Consider the following 19,180-nt stretch of genomic DNA (forward strand, 5'->3'; position numbering starts at 1 on the left):
GCATCCACACCCGAAGATGAATGTCGCGGCGAACCGCGCTATGAATGGAGGCAGGCGATGGAATCGGAGAATTGCGCGAATGGCCTCGATGTTTTCCTTCAGAACCCGTAGCTCGGATCGCGATCGGAACACGGATATGCAACGCATGAACAGGCTTTGCACACTCGCCAGGGAGATTGCAGCCGAAGTCTCCAAAGAGCGGGAAGGCCTGAAAGGCCGTCGCCAGCGGGAGGCCGACAGCGCGGCTTTCCTGATGGAGGCGACCGCGAACGGCGACGCCGGCTCGGCCAGCCGGCTCGACACGCTCTCGGCGTCCATCATGCAGGCGGAGGACCGCCTCGCGATGCTGGATAGGCAACTGGAATGGCTGGGCAGCCTGGATGAGACGATGGGGGGATACCCGGCGGCACCGGAGAACGCGTGACCGGGGAAACCGGCCAGCGCCTTCGACATCGTCGCGAATGCCGGCGGCTCGGCCGTTCCGAAAGAATATTTCTTTCGGCATTTAATATTTATGTCATACCGGTAATGTAACGTGAGATTGGAGCAGAATCACGATAGTTGGATTCTGCCTTTGCCGTAATCACGGCGTGATTAAATTTCGAATTTTGTGCAGAAATTTTGTGCAACGCGGCAAAATATAGCTGCAGTGCAACAAGTCTTCTTGCGGTGCAAAAAATTGTCCTTTAGGCTTAGTGCATCGGGGCAATTGTTGGTGTCGCCTGATGCTGCGGGTTCTCTATCTCGTTCATGACATTTGTGAGCCTGCCGTGCGTCGGCGGGTCATGATGCTGAAGGCTGGAGGCGCGCGAGTGACGCTGGCCGGGTTTCGCCGGTCGTCCGCTTCGCCCGCCGATCTCGGCGACGTGGTGCCAGTCGATCTGGGTACGACGAAAGACGCCGGCTTTGGGCAAAGGATCGCGGCTGTCGCGCGGGTGGCGATGACCATTCAGGGCCGCCTTGGCGGGGATGGCGTGCCAGACGTGATCGTCTGCCGCAATCTGGAGATGCTGGCGCTGGCCGCCCGCCTGCGAGCGCTTTACGCCTGGGCGCGGGTGCCCGTTGCCTACGAATGCCTGGACATCCACCGGCTTATGCTGCGGGAGGACGCTTTGGGTGCGGCCATGCGCGCCCTCGAGCGGTATCTGGCGCGCGACGTGAGCCTGCTGATGACGAGCTCACCAGCCTTCGTGCGGCACTATTTTCGTGCACGAAACCAGGTTTCGTCTCCTGTGGAACTGCTTGAAAACAAGCATTTCGAACCGATGGAGACCGGAGGCAACGCGTTGCACCGGCTGGAGCGCGCGCCCTGGCGGATCGGTTGGTTCGGCGCGCTGCGCTGCCGCCGCTCGCTGTTGACGCTGGCCGATTTCGTACGCGCCATGGATGGGCGTTTCGAGGTGGTATTGCGGGGGAAGCCGGCGCTGACCGCCATTCCCGACTTCCACGACATCGTCGCGGCGGAGCCGCATCTGCGCTTCGAGGGACCGTACCGCAACCCCGAAGACATCGCGGACATATACCGAGAGGTGCACTTCTCGTGGGTCGTCGACTATTTCGAGGCGGGACTGAATTCGTCCTGGCTTCTGCCGAACCGTCTCTATGAAGGGTGCCGCTTCGGCGCGATCCCCATCGCGGTTGCGGGTACGGAGACGGCGCTGTTCCTGCGCCATCGCGGCATAGGCGTGCAATTGCCCGACCTGTCGACCGACCAGCTGGTGGAAATGCTGGGCGATATGGATACCACGACCGTCGAACAGCTCCGGGGCAAGGTTCTGGAGCAGGATCGCAAGACCTGGACCTTCGACGGCGAAGACTGCCGAAAGCTCGTGACGCTGCTGAGCCGACTGAACCTGCATCCCCCCGAAGCTTCGATGAAACCGGCCTGAAGGCCTGCCGCGAGAGTGCTCATGACGGATCCTTCTTCTCATTTCCCCCGGGTTCTCATCGTCATCCCCTGCCTCAACGAGGTGGCGCACATCGAAAGCGTTCTCGATCAGTTGACAGGTTCGGTCGAGAGGCTGGGCGCGACAGTAGCGGTTGCCGACGGCGCCAGCCGCGACGGGACGCGGGAGCTGGTGGCAGAGCTGGCGCATAGCAGCCAATGGCTGCATCTCGTCGACAATCCCGGACGGCTGCAAAGCGCAGGCATCAACAAGGTCGTGCGCGAACACGGCGACGCGTTCGATTTCCTCATCCGTGTGGATGCCCATGGCATCTACCCGGAAGACTATTGCGATCGGCTGGTGGAGGAGGCGTTTGCGACGGGAGCCGACGCTGTCGTGGTATCCATGCTGACCTCCGGTTCCGGCCTGTTCCAGAGTGCGGCAGCCATCGCGCAGAACTCCAAACTCGGGAACGGCGGCTCAGCCCATCGATCTGCGACGATGGGGCAGTGGGTGGAGCACGGCCACCATGCGCTGATGAGCGTGAGGTCCTTCCTCGCCGTCGGCGGCTACGACGAGACGTTCTCTCACAATGAGGATGCGGAGTTCGATTTTCGCCTGCGGCAGGCCGGCGGCCGCATCTGGCTGACAAGCGCCACGCAGATGACCTATCTGCCACGCGCTACACTGCCGACGCTTTTCGCACAATATCTAAAATATGGGCGTGGACGCGCGCGTAACGTGCTCAAGCATCGCATCGTACCGCGCGTCCGGCAGATGATCCCGCTACTGGTCGCACCGAGCGTGCTGTTGGCAGCCCTGAGCCCGATACACTGGGCGGCTGCGGTGCCGATGCTGCTGTGGATGCTGGTGTGCCTCGGGTTCGGCACGGCTGCGGGCATCGCGGCGAAACGGCCAGAGCATTTCCTCGCCGGCGTCTCAGTCATGGTCATGCACCTCGCCTGGTCGCTTGGCTTCTGGCAGCAGCTGCTCGCATCGACGATGGTTCCGACGAGGCCGAGTCATGGATAGCGACGGCAGCCCGATCCAGATCGACGTCTGCGTCTGCACGTTCCGGCGGGCGGAACTGGAGGCGACCCTGCGCTCGCTGGCTGCGATGAATGTGCCGGACAGATACCGGATGCGCGTCATCGTCGCCGACAATGACGATGTCCGCAGCGCCGAGCAGCTGGTGCGTCGACTTGCGGACGAGCTGCGGTTGCCGTTTCACTACATCCATTGTCCCGCGCGCAACATTTCCATTGCGCGCAACGCTTGCCTCGATGCGGCCGATGCCGATTTCGTCGCGTTCATCGACGATGACGAGACGGCGACGCCGGAATGGGTCGCGCAGCTCATTGACGAGGCCGACGCAACCGACGCTTCGGTGATCCTTGGGCCTGTTAGCGTGCATTATGCGCCGGACGCGCCACGGTGGATGCGCGAGGGAGACTTCCATTCCACCCGTCCGGTGTGGGTCGCCGGCAAAATCCGCACCGGCTACACCTGCAATGTCCTGTTGCGGATGGACGATACCAGCATTCGCGGTCGCCGCTTCAGCCTGGCGCGCGGCCAGACCGGAGGCGAGGATACCGAGTTCTTCGCGGGGGTCGTGGATGCAGGGGGCTCCATCGCCTATGCCCCCGATGCACTCGTCGAAGAACGCGTGCCGGCTGCACGGGCCACGATGAGCTGGCTGGTCAGGCGCAGGTTCCGTTTCGGCCAAACCCACGGCGCGTTGCTGCGCAGTCGCCAGCCCGCCGCCAGCATGCCCGTGCAGGTCACGATTGCCGCCGCCAAGTTCTTCTACTGCCTGGCGGCGACAGCACTGACGGCACCGAGCCCCGTGCGCCGGAATACGAATCTGCTGCGCGGAATCCTGCACGCCGGCACCGTCAGCGGTTTGGCCGGCCTCCGCGAACTGCGCCAGTACGGAGGGCCAACCGTGGCGCGGGCGGAGGGGCAAAGCACATGAAACGACCGTCGTCTACAGCCGTCGAAAAACCATACCCAACCCGTTCCGCTTCAAGGGGATGTCATGACCAGTGTTCGTAAAGCGATAATTCCTGTTGCCGGCCTGGGCACACGAATGCTTCCGGCGACCAAGGCGGTGCCGAAGGAGATGCTGCCCATCGTCGATCGACCGGTGATCCAGTATGCGGTGGACGAGGCGAGGGAAGCAGGCATCGAGCACATCGTGTTCGTGACCGGGCGCAACAAATCGGCCATCGAGGACTATTTCGACCAGATGCCCGAGCTGTCGGACACGCTTGGCAAAGCAGGCAAGCACGAACAGCTTCGTTCGCTCGAACAGCTGTTGCCGCAGGCCGGTGCAACCACCTTCACACGCCAGCAGGCGCCGCTCGGTCTCGGCCATGCGGTGTGGTGCGCCCGCGAGGTCGTCGGCAACGAGCCCTTCGCACTGATCCTGCCGGACATGGTGGGCTTCGGCGACAAGGGTTGCCTTGCGGAAATCATGGAACTCTTTTCGGTGACCGGCGGCAACGTTATCTCGGTCGAGGCGTGCGATCCGAACATGACCCACAAATACGGCATCGTCGGCAAGGGTGCGCCGATCGCCGACGGCTTTCAGGTCACCGCCATGGTCGAGAAGCCTGCACCAGCCGAAGCGCCGTCGAACCTCTACATCAACGGCCGCTATATCCTCCAGCCGGAAATATTCGGGCTGCTGGCCAACCAGCAAAGAGGCGCTGGCGGCGAAATCCAGCTGACGGACTCGATGGAAAGGCTGGCCGAGACGCAGGCATTCTATGCGAGGCCTTTCACGGGGCGCATGTACGATTGCGGCTCCAAAGAGGGCTTCGTGGAAGCAAACGTCGCCTTCGCGCTGAAGCGGCATGACACCCGACATTCCATCATCGGCAATATCGACGCGCTGGTGCGCGAGCACGCACCTCTGGTCGAGGCCGCATAGCCATCGGCAACGCAATCACGTCCGCATCCGCGCGACAGACGAGAAGCGAATGACATATCCAACCTTTCCACTGGACAACAGGATGAACCCCAAGCAGCCCGAAAGTGGCGGCAACGAGTTCATCGACGTCGAGAACCTGCTGCGGATGGCATTGCGCCAGACCAAGGTTGTCGCCGTCTCGGCGGTCATCGCGCTTCTGCTGGGTATCGTCTATCTCCAGACGACACCGCCGACCTATGTGGCAACGTCGCGCATCCTCGTGGATGAAAACCTTAGCAAGGTGATCGACGAGGTATCTCCGATCGCTTCCAGCATGCAGACCGAAGCCGCCATGCTGAGCCAGATCGAGGTGCTGCGTTCGGCGCGGCTTGCCGCCGTGGTGGCCGACAAGCTGAACCTGCATCGCAACGAAGACTTCATGAGCCCGCCGACCTCGCTGGTGCAGCGAACCATCGGGCAGGTGCGTATGTCGCTTTCCTACATGCTCTCGCTGGTGCGGCCGGCAGATCCGGCGACGCAGGCGCGGAGACAGGAGTTCGAGGAACTGGACGAGGCGACGCGCGACGCGCTCATGTCCTCGTCGCGCCGGCGCGCGGCCGTCGGACGCCTGCAAGCCAACCTGCTTGCCCAGCGAGTGGGGCGCAGCCTCGTCATCGTGATCGGCTTCCAGTCGCACGACCCGAACCTCGCAGCCGCGATCACCCGAGCCTATGCGGAGGCGTATCTGGGCGACCAGCTCAACGCCAGCTTTGAAGCGACGGAGCAGGCGGCGGTCTGGCTCGAAGGCCGCCTGACCGAGCTGCGCGAAAGCTCGCAGGCAGCCGCGCTGGAGGTCGAGCGTTACCGGGCGGAAAACGGACTGGCAGAAACGCAGGGCCAGCTTGTGAGTGAGCAGCAGCTTTCGGAGCTTTCCGCCCAGCTTATCAGTGCGCAGGCGGACGCCGCCCGAGCGCTGGCGCGCTTCGAGCAGTTCGAGGTCATGACGAGCGCGGCTTCGTCGCCGGATATTTCGCAGATGGTCGCGCCGGTAGGCGTCGAGGTGGGGCCGGCCTTCGGAGAGTTGCGGACGCGCCATCAGAACCTCTCGCGGCGCAAGGCCGACATCGAAGCCAATTTCGGTGCCGAGCATCCGCAGGCCGTGGCGCTGGGACGCGAGATAGCGCAGATCACCCGACTGATGGTCGAGGAGATTGCGCAGATCACGGAAAGCTACCGCAACGAATATCGAGTGGCGCTGGCCCGCGAGCGCACGCTGCGCCAGAGCGTGGCAGACGCGACCGGCCGCAGCGCGCAGGCCAACCAGTCGCAGGTGCGGCTTCGAGAACTGGAGCAGCAGGCGACGGCTCTGAGGGCGTTGTATCAGTCGTTCCTGGATCGATACGAGCAGACGACGCAGCAGCAGTCGTTTCCAGTGGCCAAGGTTCGCGTCATCTCCGAGGCAACGCCTCCGGGCGGCGCGTCGAGCCCGCGCTCAATCATGGTGCTCGGGCTTTCCCTTGTGCTGGGCCTCATGATGGGCGGAGCGCTCGGCGCTCTCAACGAGTTCAACGAACGCTTCTTCCGCGTCGGCAAGGATGTGAGCGAAGGTCTCGGCTTCCGCTTCCTCGGTTACCTGCCGCTGCTCTCGGCCCACGGGGCGAAGCACGGCAAGAAGCGCGGCAAGGACGGCCGAACCTATCTTGCAGGTGACGAGCCGCTGGCGCTTGCCGCCACGGATCACCGGCGGCGGATGCGGGTCAGCGTGGATGCGCCGCTGTCGATGTTTGCCGAAACATTCCGCAGTGCCAAGATCGCGTGCGACGTGGTGCTTCAGGCAAACTCGAGCAAGGTCATCGGCATGATCTCGGTGCTGCCGGGCGAGGGCAAATCTACGGTTGCCGCCAACCTCGCCGAGCTGCTGGCCGCCAGCGGCGCACGCACGCTGCTGATAGATGGCGACCTGCGAAACCCCGGTCTTACAAGGCATCTGGGCATACAGGTGCAGACCGGCGTGATCGACGCGGTGGTCAATCCGGACAACTGGCGCTCCGCTATCAAATACAACCGGCAGACCGGGCTGGCGATCCTGCCCGGGCTGGTGCGCGGGCGGTTCTCCCACACGAGCGAGGCTCTTTCCTCAGCCGGCATGCGACGGCTGATCGAGGATGCGCGGACGAGTTTCGACTACGTCATCGTCGACCTGCCTCCGGTCGGGCCGGTGGTCGATGCAAAGGCTTTCTCACCGCTGGTCGACGGGTTCATTGCCGTCGTCGAATGGGGCAAGACGCCGCGCGCCATCGTCCACTCCGCCATCCGGAACGAGCCGCTGATCGCTTCCAAGGTGCTGGGCGTGGTGCTGAACAAGGTGCGACTCGACAAGCTGCCGCGCTACGGCTCGTTCGGCGGCTCGGAACAGTTCATCAAGAGGTATTCAAGCTACTATCTGGATGATCCGGAGCAGCAGGCGTCTTCCGGGAAGGCCCAAGCTCGCGCGAAAACAGAAACTGAACGCGCGTAGCCCTGATGCGGACGGCAGTCAGCACGCCGGTCGCATAGCAGGCTGTGTCGATGCCGATACGACGGCTGGCGAGCTGCGGTTGGCGCACGCGGGTGTGGCCATGCACGACCCATCGATCCGGAAGGTCGAGGCTTTCGAGAAATCCGGCCCCGATCATGAGGAGGTCGTCCTCCTTCTGCTCGGCAAGCGGGACTTCTGGACGGATGCCGGCATGCACAAAGACGAGCTTGTCGGAATGGGCAAGCACGGGCAGCGAGCGCAGGAACGCGACATGCGCTTCGGGAAAGCTTTGCCTGATGAAGGCGTCCAGCTGCGCCGGGCGGCGGTAAATCTCGTCCAGATAGGCGACGTCGATGCCGTAGGAGGCAAGCGTCTTCTCCGCGCCCAGCGTCATCCAGTCGCCCAGGTCCAGCCTTCCCTCGATGAAATCGAGCATGGCGACGTCGTGATTGCCGGCCAGGCAGATGCGATCAAAGCCTTCCGGGGGAGGCTGCAGCAGGTGCTCCACGACCTGCCGCGACGCCGGCCCGCGATCGACGTAGTCGCCAAGGCACACGATCAGCTTGGGTCCATCCAACGCGGCTGCGTCACGAACTATCCTGCGCTCGAGCGCCAGCAGTTCGTCGTAGCATCCATGGATGTCGCCAATGGCGTAGACCGTAGTGCCTTCGAGGTCGAGGTGGAGGCGTTCCCGGCGCGGCTGACGCCGCCATGGCCAGATCCTCCGGGTAATTCGCATTGGCAAGGCTGTCCGTCGCGTATCGTGTTTCTGTTGCATCCTAGCTGGTTGAGGCGAAGGCTGCGATGGCGTTTTCGCATCGCGCTGACTATGTTTCCCGCCGTTCAACGATTCCCCGGCAGGACATGGCCAAAGACATCAAAGACCTCGCCCCGCGCATCGCCGAAGAGATCGGTGCAAAGCCCCATCAGGCGCAAGCCGCGATCGCGCTTCTGGACGAAGGCGCGACGGTGCCGTTCATCGCCCGCTACCGCAAGGAAGTGACCGGCGGGCTGGATGACACGCAGTTGCGCCTGCTGGCGGAGCGGCTGGTCTATCTGCGCGAGCTGGAAGCACGGCGCGAAGCGATCCTCAATTCGATCCGCGAGCAGGGCAAGCTTACGCCGGAACTGGAGGCGGGCATCGCGGCCGCGCCGACAAAGGCCGAGCTGGAAGATATCTACCTGCCCTACAAGCCCAAGCGCCGCACCAAGGCGGAAATCGCGCGCGAACGCGGCCTCGGGCCGCTGGCCGAAGCGATACTGGCGGATCGCGCGGCCGTGCCTGCAGACCTTGCGGCGGGATATGTCAGCGATGAGGTGCCGGACGCCAAGGCGGCGCTTGAAGGCGCGCGCGATATTCTCGCAGAGCAGTTCGCCGAGAACGCGGAGCTGGTCGGACGCCTGCGCGGCTACATGAAGGAGCGCGCCGTCCTGCGGGCGCGGGTGCTGGACGGCAAGCAGGAAGCGGGCGCGAAATTCTCCGACTATTTCGACCACTCCGAGCGCTGGGCGGGCGTGCCGAGCCATCGTGCGCTGGCCATGCTGCGCGGGCGCAACGAGGACGTGTTGAGCCTCGACCTCGAGGTCGATGCCGACGACCCTTCACCGGTGAAGCCTGCCGTGCGCATGATTGCGGCCGCCTTTGGCATTGGGGGTACCGCGCCGGGCAATGTGTGGCTGATGGAGGTTGCGGGCTGGACATGGCGGGTGAAGCTGTCTTTGCACCTCTCGCTCGACCTGATGCGCGATCTGCGCGAACGGGCGGATGAGGAGGCGATCAACGTCTTCGCGCGCAACCTGAAGGATCTGCTGCTGGCAGCGCCGGCGGGCTCGCGCGCTACGATGGGCCTCGACCCCGGCATTCGCACGGGCGTCAAGGTTGCGATCGTGGACGGCACCGGAAAGCTGCTCGCTACCACCACCGTCTATCCGTTCCCGCCGAAGAACGATGTGCGCGGGGCGCAGGCCGAGCTTGCGGCGCTCATCCGCCGGCACGATGTGGAGCTTGTCGCCATCGGCAACGGCACAGGCAGCCGCGAGACGGAGAGGCTGGTCGCCGACTTGCTGGGTGACATGCCGGCGCCCAAGCCGCTGAAGGTCATCGTGTCGGAAGCAGGCGCGTCGGTCTATTCCGCCTCCGAAACGGCTGCGGCCGAATTTCCGAGCCTCGACGTGTCGTTGCGCGGTGCGGTTTCCATCGCGCGCCGCCTTCAGGACCCGCTCGCAGAACTGGTCAAGATCGAGCCGAAATCCATCGGCGTCGGGCAGTACCAGCACGACGTCGACCAGTACCGGCTGGCGCGCTCGCTCGACGCCGTGGTCGAGGACGCCGTGAACGCCGTCGGCGTCGATCTCAATACGGCATCCGCGCCGCTGCTTTCGCGCGTTTCGGGGCTCGGTGCGTCGCTGGCAGAGGCGATCGTCGCGCATCGAGATACCAACGGACCGTTCCGCAGCCGCGAGCAGCTACTCGATGTGGCGCGGCTGGGCCAGCGCACGTTCGAGCAGAGCGCCGGCTTCCTGCGCATCCGCGACGGCGACGAGCCGCTGGATGCGTCCTCAGTTCACCCCGAAGCCTACGGCGTGGCGCGAAAGATCATTCAGGCCTGCGGCCGCGACGTTCGCGCGCTGATGGCCGATGGCGCTTCGCTCAAGGCGCTCGATCCACGCGTGTTCGTGGACGAGCGGTTCGGCCTGCCGACAGTGCGCGACATCATGGCGGAGCTGGAAAAGCCCGGCCGCGACCCCCGCCCGGCGTTCAAGACAGCGATGTTTGCCGATGGCATCGACGACATCAAAGACCTGAAGCCGGGCATGCTGCTGGAGGGAACCGTTACCAACGTCGCAGCCTTCGGCGCGTTCGTGGATATCGGCGTGCATCAGGACGGGCTGGTCCACGTCTCGCAACTGGCTGACCGTTTCGTCAAGGACCCGCATGAGGTGGTCAAGGCCGGTGACGTGGTCAAGGTCCGCGTGGTGGAGGTCGACGTCAAGCGCAAGCGCATAGGCCTTTCTATGCGCAAGGACGGTAGGGATGCGTCGAGGCCCGCCGGTCGCGGCGGCGACAGGCCGTCACCAGACGGACGCCCGCGCGATCAGGATCGACGCGACAAGCCGAAAGCGCCGCCGCAGCAGGGCGGGCTCGGCGCGGCGCTGGCAGAGGCGATGAACCGACGCAAGACCTGACGGCGCGGACTGGACCGGAGGCTCTCGTCAGGCCAGATGCCGGCGGAACCACTCCAGCGTTCGCTCCCAGGCAAGCTTTGCCGCTTCCTCGTCGTAGCGCGGGGTCGAATCGTTGTGGAAACCGTGGTTTGTGCCGGGATAGATGTGCGCCTCGTACGTCTTTCCCTGTTCCTGCAAGGCCGCCTCATAGGCCGGCCACCCGGCGTTCACGTTGGCGTCGTTCTCCGCAAAGTGGAGAAGGAGGGGGGCGTTGATACGCGGCACCTCTTCCACCGGCGCCTGCCGCCCGTAGAATGGCACGGCTGCCGCGAGGTCTGCAAATGCTACTGCTGCGGCGTTGGAAACACCGCCGCCGTAACAGAAGCCGGTGATGCCGACCTTGTCCGTCGTGGCCTCATGGGCGGTGAGGAAATCTATCGCGGCGAAGAAGTCGTTCATCAGCTTTTCGGGATCGACCGATTGCTGCAACTCACGGCCTTTCTCGTCATTGCCGGGATATCCGCCGACCGAGGTGAGGCCGTCGGGCGCGAGCGCCGCGAAGCCCGCCTTGCCAAGGCGACGCGCAACGTCCTCGATATACGGGTTGAGCCCGCGGTTCTCGTGCACCACGACAACGCCCGCGACCGGGCCTTCCGCATTGGCGGGCAGGACAAGATAGCCGCGCACCTCGCCATGACCGTCGGGCGAAGGGTAGGTGATGTATTCGGCGACGATGTCGGGGTCAGTGAACTGAACCTGCTGGGCGAGCGCATAGTTTGGGCTCAGCGTCGCAAGCAGTGTCGCGGCGGTCATGCCGCCAACGGTGAACCGCGCTGCCCTGTCGAGAAACTCGCGCTTCGTAATCCTGCCGTGGGCGTAGAAATCGTAGAGCTTCAGAAGCTCCTGCGGAAAATCCTTTGCGGTCAGACGTGTCATGCCGGCTCCTCCTCTTTCTGGCCGGCGCATTATGGCGCGTATCGCACTGTCTACAGATCACAATCGCGAAATCGCTAGGCCTTTCTGGGCCGGGCGATGTCGTTCGAGCCTTCGGCTTCGGGGCCGAAGCCGTAGCTCATGCGCTTCATCTGGGCGATTACGCGCTCCATTTCGTCGTCTGGCAGCACCGGTGGTTCGCCAAGGGTTAGCGCCTGCACATACATGCGCGAAAGAGTCTCAACCTCGATGGCCAGCCACAACGCCGCCTCCAGGCTCTTGCCCAGCGAGATTTGCCCATGCTGGCCAAGCAGGCAGGCAAGCCTCCCTTCGAGCGCTTCGAGCGCTGCATCCGACAGCGCCTGCGTGCCGAAAGTCGCGTAGCGCGCGCAGCGGATCGTGGCGCCGCCGGCAACGCCCGTCATGTAGTGGAAGGAGGGGATGGTCTTGTGGTGGCAGGCAAGCGTGGTCGCATAGACCGAGTGGCAATGCAGCACGACGTCGATGTCTTCGCGGGCCTTTAGGATGTCGCGGTGGAAGCGCCACTCGGACGACGGGCGGCGGCCGACATAGGTGCCGTCGAAGTCCATCTCGACTATGTCCTCCGGCGTCATCGTGTCGTAGGGCAGGCCTGACGGCGTAATCAGGAAGCCGCTGCCGGCGCGGACGGACAGATTGCCCGCAGTGCCCTGATTGATGCCGCTGGTGTTCATGCGGCGGCAGATCGACACCATCTCGTCGCGCAGTTGTTTGTGTTCCATTGCCCTGTCCTGTCAGTCCATTTGAAAGACGCGTTCGAGTTGCACCGTCACCGGTCGGTTGAGCTCGTCCACCTGCATGATGTCGGCCATAAAATCCCACCAGCGACGGTTGATCTCCGTATTCGGCAAATCGTCCATCGTGTGGTCGTCTGCCCGCACGAGCGTGGCGAAGAGGTGATTGGTCTCTGGGTCCAGCCAGATCGAATAGTCGGATATGCCAGCCTCGCGCAAAGCGGCCTTCATCTGCGGCCAAAGCTCGTCATGCCGCCCGCGGTATTCGAGTGCCTGGCCCGGGTTGAGCGTCATCCGGAAGGCTATGCGTTCAGGCATTGCCACCTCCTAGACTATGCCGCCGCCGCCCGATGCGACGGCGGGGCGGTCGTGCGCCACCTTCTGCCGGTATCCCGCGCGCCTGTAAGCCGCCACCGGGTCGATTGCGCCGCCGCTCTCCAGGCGTGCCATGGCGAGGATGGGCTCGACATCGGTGCGGTAGGCCGCCTTGAGCGTCTGGGTCGCCATCAGCGCGTCGTTGTCGTCCTGAAAAGTCGCCAGGGCGTCGCGATCCACCAGCAGCGCCTGCGCATAGGCACGCTGCACCTCCACCGCCGACAGCATCAGGCTCTCGATGGGGTCGGTGACGTTGTGGCTCTGATCGAGCATATGGGCTGGTTCGAAGCCCTTCGCGCCCGAAATCTCTGCATCGGCCAGTTCATTGAACACAAGGAACAGCCGATAAGGGTCGATGGAGCCCGCATCCAGATCGTCGTCGCCATACTTGCTGTCATTGAAGTGGAAGCCGCCCAGCTTGCCGAACTGGATCAGCCGCGAGACGATCATCTCTATGTTGACGTTGGGCGCATGGTGGCCGAGGTCCACGAGGCAGAAGGCCTTGGGTCCGAGTTCCTTCGCGATGATGTAGTTGGTGCCCCAGTCCTGCACGACGGTGGAGTAGAAGGCCGGCTCGTACATCTTGTGCTCTGTGAAGAGGCGCCAGTCATCGGGCAAGCCGGCATAGATGTCGGCCATCGCATCCAGATAGCGCGAGAAGGCGCGGGCGAAGTTCACCTGACCGGGGAAGTTCGAGCCATCGCCGATCCACACCGTCAGGGCTTTCGAGCCGAGGGTGCGGCCGATCTCGATGCATTCCAGATTGTGCTCGACCGCCTGCCGGCGCACGGCCGCATCGGCATGGGAGAGCGAGCCGTATTTGTAGGAAAGTTTCTGGTCCTGCGCATCCGAAAAGGTGTTGGAGTTCATCGCGTCGAAGCTAAGGCCGAAGCGCGCGGCCGCCTGCTTCAGCCGCTTCGGGTCGGCCTTGTCCCATGGGATATGCAGGGAGACCGATGGCGTGGCGCGGGTAAGCTGTTGGATGACGGCACAATCCTCGATCTTGTCGAAGATGTCGCGCGGCTCGCCCACGCCGGGAAACCGGGCAAACCGTGTACCGCCCGTGCCGACACCCCATGAGGGGATGGCGACGCCGAACGCGCGCACCCTGGCGAGTATGTCGTCGATGGCGATGCCGCGCCGCGAAAGCTGTTCGCCAAGCGCGGCGTAGTCTGCCTTCAGCGCCTTCTCGCGCGCCTCGTTGTCCTGCGAGACGATATCGGCCTCAATGATCGTTTCCATCTTAACGTCCTCCCGTGCCTACCACCGGAATGCCGGCAGCAGGAAATCCGGCGCAGCGCCGTGTTCGGCGAACAGCGCCGCGCGGTCCCGGTCGCTGGCGGCCTCCAGAATGCCCGTTGTCACCAGTGCGGTGTTCAGCCCCGCAGCCCGCCCGCCCGCTATGTCGTGCTCGACGCTGTCGCCGACGCAGACGACGGCTGCGGGATCTGGGTTGCGCAGCATCTCCAGCGCGGTCGTGTAGATCTGTGCGAAGGGCTTGCCGATCCACGTCACTTTTCCACCAAGCTCCTCATACAGTTCGGCAATCCGACCGGCTCCGAAGCGGGGGCCACCTGGTGTCAGCATGATCTTGTCGGGATTGGTGCAAAGACAGGCCACGCCGCGGGCCGCGGCGGGCTCCAGCAGACGGCGATAGTGCTCGAGATCGTAGCGGTCGCCTTCGCTGGCCGACAGGAGGACTATATCGGCCGCAGCGCCATCCTGCGTGAGCGTAAGCGGCAGGCCATCGACCGCGGAGCGGTCGCCGTCGCGGGCGATGAGCAGGCAGCGCAGGGTCGATGACTGACGCAGGTCGGCTTCGAGCATCCGCCAGGCGACCTCGCCCGACGACAGAAAATAATCCCAGCTTCCCGGCGCAAAGCCGAGCCGCACCAGTCGCGTCTCGTTGGGCGCCGAGCGCTTCCCCGAATTTGACAGCAGGAGCGTGCGCTTGCCTGCGGCCTTGAGTTGCAGCAGCGCATCGATCGCACCGGGGTAGGGCGCAACGCCGTCATGCAGCACGCCGAACTGGTCGAGCAGAAAAATATCGAACCGCTCTGCGAGCTCACGTATGCCGGCAAGATGGAGAATGGCGCTCATGCGCGTGCCGCCTGCGTGGCCATCAGCGCCAACCGTGCCGTGCCTGCGGCCGCCTTTTCTGAGTGCGCGGGCAGGAAGGGTACGCCGAGCAGTTTTTGCCGCATGGCCGTCCATGCGGGATTGGCCGCACCGCCACCTACGCTGCGGATGGAGCGCAGTGCGGGTGCGCCAAGCTCGGCCAGCCGCGCGTAGCCCTGCCTTTCGATTTCCGCCATGCCCTCCAGCATGGCCTTGAGGAACTCCGCGTCGTCGGCAGGGCGCGGGGTTAGCCGGGGTGCGTATGCGCCGTCATTGACGGGAAAGCGCTCGCCGGGTTTCAGCAGTGGATAGTAGTCGAGACCGGTTTGCGTGTCGGGGTCGATCCCGGCGGACAGGCGCTCGATTTCTTCGCTGCCGAAGAACTGTGCCAGCACGGCACCGCCGCTGTTGGAGGCTCCGCCGGCAAGCCAAAGGCCGGCGATCCGATGGCTGTAGACGCCGTATGCCGGCGCGAATACGGGCCGGTCACACAGAAACTTGAGCGTCAGCGTGGAGCCGAGCGCCGTCACGCCATCGCCCGGCCTGTCGGCCCCGGTCGAAAGGAAGGACGCGCAGCCGTCTGTCGTGCCGGCGACTACAATGACACCGGCGTCGAGGCCGAAAGCCTGTGCGGCGTTCGCGGTGATCCGTCCAATGGGCTCTCCCGGCGTGACCACGCGCGGCAGCAGATCGATGCGCAGTCCGGTCTCGGCCAGCCATTGCGGCCATGCGCCCGAGACCGGATCGTACCCGGTTTTGAGCGCATTGTTCTCGTCGGTGGTGTCGAAGCGGCCCGCCAGTTTCCCGGCCATCCAGTCTGCCTGATGGAGGATTTTTGCAGCACCGGGCACAGCCTGGAACATCAGTGCCTTGGCGAGCCCTGAGGTCGGGCCGTGAGCGGCGCTGTCGGGCCCGATCAGCGGCGCAATGCGGGCAAGGAGTGCCGTATCCTCGACCGCGTCGTTGTACATCAGCGGCCGGGCGAGTGGCGTACCGTGTGCGTCCACAGGCAGCAGCGTGCCGGATGTGCCGTCCACTGCGACGGCGCGCACGCGCGAGCGGTCGAGGGACGACAGGGTGACTTTGAGCGCGGCGTGCACCGCTTGCCACCAGACATGCGGGTCGCGAATGTCGGCGCCATGGTCCGACAGGGCCGACGACCCTTCCGCCACGACCTCGAAATCCGGCGTCATCGCCACCGCGCGTGCGCCGGAGGTGCCAAGGTCGATGCCGATTGCGAGAGGCGTTGTCATGTGTCTAGGCGGACCTTCGTGCGGCCTTGGCGAGGGCCTGCCGGTATTTCTCTGCGTCCCAATCCGTGAGTTGCAGGTGCTCCTCGCGGGTCAGGACCCGAAGGTCGGCTCCGGCCGGGATGCGGGCTGCGACGTCGGCAAGGCAGCGCGCCATCGCGTCGGAGTTTGGCGGCACGTCTTCGCGCATTAACACTCCTGCGCCCGGAAAGACGATTGCGGGGGGAGGTGCGCCAACGCGCGCGGCCAAATGGTCGATGCTTTCCGATGGGCCAGCGATCACCGAGCCCTCGCCAAGGAAGATGACATGGTCGGGATAAAGGCTTCCCGACGCGGCAATGGCGGTGTTGTGCGGGTCGGTGGCGAGTGCGTGGGCGGCTTCCGATGCCGGTAGACGGTAGGCCGAGCCCTCGGCCAGCGCTTTCAGATAGCCGGTATCGGCAGGCGGCGCCGTGCGCGGCACGATGGCCAGCCGGCGCGTCACCTCGTCCAGAAGTGCCTCCGCGTCGGCAACCGTGTCCGCTGCCACCACGAGGCCGTGATTGGCGAGGACCAGCACGTCGGGATGTCCAGCGGAATGCTCCCGTATCGCAAGGGCCAGCGGCAGGCCAGGCCGCGCATAGGGCACGAGCGCCCAGTTCAGCCCTTCGAGGCGCGACGCGATGAGTTCGCGGCAATTCTTCTGCACCGCCATGGCGATGGTGTTGACGCAGTGGGTGTGCAGGACGACGCGTTGCGGCATGAGCGCATGAACCGTCGTCTCGATCGATGGGCGTAGGCCGGAGGGATTCTGGGCGGCCAGCGTGAACTGCTCCGCACGCTCGGCCGCGGGATCGACAGCGTCGACCGCCGCCAACAGTGGCGCGATCCGCACCGGCACCATGATGTCGCGCTCCAGCGCATGCGCGAGCCACGTGCCGGAGGCCTTGATCCAAAGCGTGCCTTCGTCCTTGAGCGAGGTATTCCCGCCGGCGCCCTGAGTGAGAAGCGGATCAGCTCCGATCCGTGCCGAAAGCGTCCGCAGGGCGGCAAGTTCACCATGCGGCGAAACCGGTGCGGACATTTGCGGCAATCCTTTCTGCGCCAGATGCGAGAGGTGGGGACGCGTCGTAACGCGTCCCCGAAATTCGAGCTAGAAGTCGAAGTCGTTGATGTTGTCCTTGGTGAACACAAACGGTGCGCCCAGAAGGATTTCCGACCCGTTGATGACCTGGAGTTCGCCCAGCTTGCCGGCCTCCACCGAGGTCGCGCCCGGCTCGAGCGTTCCGTCGGCGACCGCGCGCAGCACATAGGCAGCGGCGTAGCCGAGGTCGACCGGGTTCCACAGCACGACCGACTTGACGCAGTCGGACGCGACATAGGGCTTCATCGCGTTGGGCGTGGCGAGGCCTACGACGGCGACGTTGCCGCACTGGCCGGCCTGTGTCACCGCGTCGGCGGCGGCGGGCGTAGCCACGCTGGTCATGCCGAGAATGCCCTTCATCTCATCGCCGTATTTGTTGATGAGGGTATTGGCCTGGTTGAAGGACAGGATGTTGTCTTCCTGCGCCTCGACCGTCTCCAACCACTTCATGTTCGGATAGCATTCGGCCTGATAAGCCTCCATCTCGGCGATCCAGCGCGCCTGGTTCGGCGTGGTGAACGTAGAGGTGACGATGGCGAACGCGCCGTCCTCGCCGATCTCCGCAGCCAATGCGTCGATCATCGACTTGGCGATGCCGTTGAATTCCGCCTGGTTGACGAACCACTGCCGTGCGTCCGGTTCCGAGTTGGCGTCGTAGCCGACGACGTTGATGCCGGCTGCCAGCGCTTTCTTCAGCACAGGCGAGATAGCCACCGGGTCGTTGGCCGCAAACAGGATGCCGTCCACGCCGCTGGTGATGTAGTTGTCGATCAGCGTGATCTGATCGTCGATGTTGGCGCGGCTCGGACCATCGGTCTTGGCGTCCATGGTGCCCATCTCGGCGGCGGCATCGGCGATGCCCTTCGATGTGGCGTTGAAGTAGCCGATGCCCACCAGCTTCGGTACGTCGACTACGGTGATGGTCTTGCCGTTACGATCCGGCGCGTTGGTGGGCTGGCCACCGTCGTAGGGTACCGACGCTGCCGCCGCAGCCGTGCCATCGCAGGCGAGGGGATTGGTCGGCAGGTCGTCGCCGCCGGTCCAACTCGACTGCGCGTGGCTGAGGCTGGTCGAGAACGACAAGGCCAAAATTGCTGATAGAACTATTCTACCCATGTTTTCCTCCACTGACCGCGGGGCACCTGCGAGCGGCAGTGCCCGGCGAAGGTTTACCGACTATCGAGATCCGCTCCTCTCGAAGATGTTGCTGACCAGAATGGCCAGTATCAGCACGGCGCCGATGAGCATGATCGTGCCGTCGCCCTTGACACCGGCGAGCGACAGGCCGTTTTTCAACGCCTGTATGAGGCACAGGCCGATGATCGTGCCGATGATAGTGCCGCGCCCACCGAAGATTGATGTGCCGCCCAGCACCACCGCGGTGATGGCGTCGAGCTCTATGCCGGTGCCCATGTCGGAGCGCGTGGTAGACACGCGCGAAACGAAGATGACGGCTGCCAGCGAGGCCGCGAAACCGGAAGCGGTGTAGAGGGCCAGCTTGGTCGTCTCGACCGGCAGGCCGGAGAAGCGGCTTGCTACCTCGTTCGAGCCAATGGCGTAGACCGTGCGGCCCCATCGCGTATAGGCGAGGATGACGGAGGCGATGACGGCCGCAGCGAACAATATCCAGAGTTGCGTGGGCACGCCGAGCACTTCGCCCTGTCCCAACACGTAGAACCAGTCCGGATAGCCGCGCACCGAGCGCGCCTGGCTGATGCCTTCGGCCAGGCCGCGATAGAGCGCCAGCGTCGCCAGCGTCGCGATCAGCGGCGGCACGCGGAAGCGGGTGATGATGAAGCCGTTGAGGAAGCCCGCGAACGTGCCGGCGGCAATCGCGGCCGCCATGGCCATCGGCAGCGGCATGCCGACATTCTGCCAGAAAACGCCGAGAAGTATGGCGACGAGGCCCAGGATGGAGCCGACCGAGAGGTCGATGCCGCCTGTCGCGATGACGAACGTCATGGCGATGGCGATCAGGCCGATCTCCGTCATCAGCCGGCCCTGGTTGAGCAGGTTGGCGACCGTAAAGAAGCGATCCGACTGGAACGACAGAACCACCAGCACCAGAACCAGCAGCAGGGCGAGGAAGGTCTCGTGACGAATGAGGGCGCGCCAGTTCATCGCA

17 protein-coding genes are annotated in these 19,180 nt (G+C 64.5%); 7 read left to right on the top strand and 10 right to left on the bottom strand.

What is annotated here, in order from left to right; all coding sequences use genetic code 11:
* Positions 1-145: 145 nt before the first annotated feature.
* From FY036_RS17930 to FY036_RS17955, 6 genes are all read left to right on the top strand, one after another.
* Positions 146-424 carry a hypothetical protein gene (locus FY036_RS17930; protein ID WP_148916128.1) on the top strand — a complete coding sequence of 93 codons (279 nt, stop codon included), beginning with the start codon at positions 146-148 and terminating at the stop codon, positions 422-424.
* Between the two features lie 301 nt (positions 425-725).
* Positions 726-1,889 (top strand): glycosyltransferase family protein, encoded by a 1,164-nt coding sequence (locus tag FY036_RS17935; protein WP_148916129.1) that lies wholly within the window; start codon positions 726-728, stop codon positions 1,887-1,889.
* Between the two features lie 21 nt (positions 1,890-1,910).
* The gene (locus tag FY036_RS17940; RefSeq protein WP_148916130.1) at positions 1,911-2,918 is read left to right on the top strand and encodes a glycosyltransferase family 2 protein; all 1,008 of its coding nucleotides are present in this window, start codon (positions 1,911-1,913) and stop codon (positions 2,916-2,918) included.
* Entirely contained in the window at positions 2,911-3,861 is a 951-nt protein-coding gene (locus tag FY036_RS17945) for a glycosyltransferase (RefSeq protein WP_148916131.1), read from the top strand. Before FY036_RS17940 ends, FY036_RS17945 begins: the two co-directional genes overlap by 8 nt.
* A 63-nt stretch (positions 3,862-3,924) precedes the next feature.
* Positions 3,925-4,821, top strand: a complete 897-nt coding sequence (gene galU / locus FY036_RS17950; RefSeq protein ID WP_148916132.1) for a UTP--glucose-1-phosphate uridylyltransferase GalU — start codon at positions 3,925-3,927, stop codon at positions 4,819-4,821.
* A 49-nt stretch (positions 4,822-4,870) separates the two neighbouring features.
* A complete protein-coding gene (locus tag FY036_RS17955) occupies positions 4,871-7,318 on the top strand; it encodes a polysaccharide biosynthesis tyrosine autokinase (protein WP_148916133.1) in 2,448 nt (815 codons plus the stop codon).
* Here the strand turns inward: FY036_RS17955 and FY036_RS17960 are convergent.
* Positions 7,221-8,057 carry a metallophosphoesterase gene (locus FY036_RS17960; protein ID WP_148916134.1) on the bottom strand — a complete coding sequence of 279 codons (837 nt, stop codon included), beginning with the start codon at positions 8,055-8,057 and terminating at the stop codon, positions 7,221-7,223. The two genes, FY036_RS17955 and FY036_RS17960, sit on opposite strands and share 98 nt — an antisense overlap.
* A 125-nt stretch (positions 8,058-8,182) precedes the next feature.
* Here FY036_RS17960 and FY036_RS17965 point away from each other — a divergent pair, with 125 nt between their 5' ends.
* Positions 8,183-10,504 carry a Tex family protein gene (locus FY036_RS17965; RefSeq protein WP_148916135.1) on the top strand — a complete coding sequence of 774 codons (2,322 nt, stop codon included), beginning with the start codon at positions 8,183-8,185 and terminating at the stop codon, positions 10,502-10,504.
* Between the two features lie 27 nt (positions 10,505-10,531).
* Here FY036_RS17965 and yghX read toward each other — a convergent pair whose 3' ends face one another.
* The 9 genes from yghX to FY036_RS18010 form a co-directional block, all read right to left on the bottom strand.
* Entirely contained in the window at positions 10,532-11,419 is an 888-nt protein-coding gene (gene yghX, locus FY036_RS17970; RefSeq protein ID WP_148916136.1) for a YghX family hydrolase, read from the bottom strand.
* A 74-nt stretch (positions 11,420-11,493) separates the two neighbouring features.
* Positions 11,494-12,177 carry a class II aldolase/adducin family protein gene (locus FY036_RS17975; protein WP_148916137.1) on the bottom strand — a complete coding sequence of 228 codons (684 nt, stop codon included), beginning with the start codon at positions 12,175-12,177 and terminating at the stop codon, positions 11,494-11,496.
* Between the two features lie 12 nt (positions 12,178-12,189).
* The gene (rhaM, locus tag FY036_RS17980; protein ID WP_148916138.1) at positions 12,190-12,507 is read right to left on the bottom strand and encodes an L-rhamnose mutarotase; all 318 of its coding nucleotides are present in this window, start codon (positions 12,505-12,507) and stop codon (positions 12,190-12,192) included.
* A 9-nt stretch (positions 12,508-12,516) separates the two neighbouring features.
* A complete protein-coding gene (gene rhaI, locus FY036_RS17985; protein ID WP_148916139.1) occupies positions 12,517-13,806 on the bottom strand; it encodes an L-rhamnose catabolism isomerase in 1,290 nt (429 codons plus the stop codon).
* An 18-nt stretch (positions 13,807-13,824) separates the two neighbouring features.
* Entirely contained in the window at positions 13,825-14,664 is an 840-nt protein-coding gene (locus FY036_RS17990) for a TIGR01459 family HAD-type hydrolase (protein ID WP_148916140.1), read from the bottom strand.
* Complete coding sequence (locus FY036_RS17995; RefSeq protein ID WP_148916141.1) at positions 14,661-15,935, bottom strand: FGGY-family carbohydrate kinase; 1,275 nt, start codon at positions 15,933-15,935, stop codon at positions 14,661-14,663. The genes FY036_RS17990 and FY036_RS17995 overlap by 4 nt, the downstream gene beginning before the upstream one ends.
* A gap of 4 nt (positions 15,936-15,939) precedes the next feature.
* Positions 15,940-16,995 (bottom strand): class II aldolase/adducin family protein, encoded by a 1,056-nt coding sequence (locus tag FY036_RS18000; protein ID WP_148916142.1) that lies wholly within the window; start codon positions 16,993-16,995, stop codon positions 15,940-15,942.
* A gap of 69 nt (positions 16,996-17,064) precedes the next feature.
* The gene (locus FY036_RS18005; protein ID WP_148916143.1) at positions 17,065-18,171 is read right to left on the bottom strand and encodes an autoinducer 2 ABC transporter substrate-binding protein; all 1,107 of its coding nucleotides are present in this window, start codon (positions 18,169-18,171) and stop codon (positions 17,065-17,067) included.
* A gap of 60 nt (positions 18,172-18,231) precedes the next feature.
* Positions 18,232-19,176, bottom strand: coding sequence for an ABC transporter permease (locus FY036_RS18010; protein WP_148916144.1), 945 nt, complete (start codon positions 19,174-19,176; stop codon positions 18,232-18,234).
* Between the last annotated feature and the right edge of the window lie 4 nt (positions 19,177-19,180).

It is taken from the genome of Neoaquamicrobium microcysteis (assembly GCF_008180155.1).
GTDB lineage: Bacteria > Pseudomonadota > Alphaproteobacteria > Rhizobiales > Rhizobiaceae > Aerobium > Aerobium microcysteis.

Excerpts from the sequence above, each read along its gene's own strand:
- FY036_RS17930 (WP_148916128.1), top strand. The coding sequence starts at position 146 with ATGAACAGGCTTTGCACACTCGCCAGGGAGATTGCAGCCGAAGTCTCC.
- FY036_RS17935 (WP_148916129.1), top strand. The coding sequence starts at position 726 with ATGCTGCGGGTTCTCTATCTCGTTCATGACATTTGTGAGCCTGCCGTG.
- FY036_RS17940 (WP_148916130.1), top strand. The coding sequence starts at position 1,911 with ATGACGGATCCTTCTTCTCATTTCCCCCGGGTTCTCATCGTCATCCCC.
- FY036_RS17945 (WP_148916131.1), top strand. The coding sequence starts at position 2,911 with ATGGATAGCGACGGCAGCCCGATCCAGATCGACGTCTGCGTCTGCACG.
- galU (WP_148916132.1), top strand. The coding sequence starts at position 3,925 with ATGACCAGTGTTCGTAAAGCGATAATTCCTGTTGCCGGCCTGGGCACA.
- FY036_RS17955 (WP_148916133.1), top strand. The coding sequence starts at position 4,871 with ATGACATATCCAACCTTTCCACTGGACAACAGGATGAACCCCAAGCAG.
- FY036_RS17960 (WP_148916134.1), bottom strand. The coding sequence starts at position 8,057 with ATGCGAATTACCCGGAGGATCTGGCCATGGCGGCGTCAGCCGCGCCGG.
- FY036_RS17965 (WP_148916135.1), top strand. The coding sequence starts at position 8,183 with ATGGCCAAAGACATCAAAGACCTCGCCCCGCGCATCGCCGAAGAGATC.
- yghX (WP_148916136.1), bottom strand. The coding sequence starts at position 11,419 with ATGACACGTCTGACCGCAAAGGATTTTCCGCAGGAGCTTCTGAAGCTC.
- FY036_RS17975 (WP_148916137.1), bottom strand. The coding sequence starts at position 12,177 with ATGGAACACAAACAACTGCGCGACGAGATGGTGTCGATCTGCCGCCGC.
- rhaM (WP_148916138.1), bottom strand. The coding sequence starts at position 12,507 with ATGCCTGAACGCATAGCCTTCCGGATGACGCTCAACCCGGGCCAGGCA.
- rhaI (WP_148916139.1), bottom strand. The coding sequence starts at position 13,806 with ATGGAAACGATCATTGAGGCCGATATCGTCTCGCAGGACAACGAGGCG.
- FY036_RS17990 (WP_148916140.1), bottom strand. The coding sequence starts at position 14,664 with ATGAGCGCCATTCTCCATCTTGCCGGCATACGTGAGCTCGCAGAGCGG.
- FY036_RS17995 (WP_148916141.1), bottom strand. The coding sequence starts at position 15,935 with ATGACAACGCCTCTCGCAATCGGCATCGACCTTGGCACCTCCGGCGCA.
- FY036_RS18000 (WP_148916142.1), bottom strand. The coding sequence starts at position 16,995 with ATGTCCGCACCGGTTTCGCCGCATGGTGAACTTGCCGCCCTGCGGACG.
- FY036_RS18005 (WP_148916143.1), bottom strand. The coding sequence starts at position 18,171 with ATGGGTAGAATAGTTCTATCAGCAATTTTGGCCTTGTCGTTCTCGACC.
- FY036_RS18010 (WP_148916144.1), bottom strand. The coding sequence starts at position 19,176 with ATGAACTGGCGCGCCCTCATTCGTCACGAGACCTTCCTCGCCCTGCTG.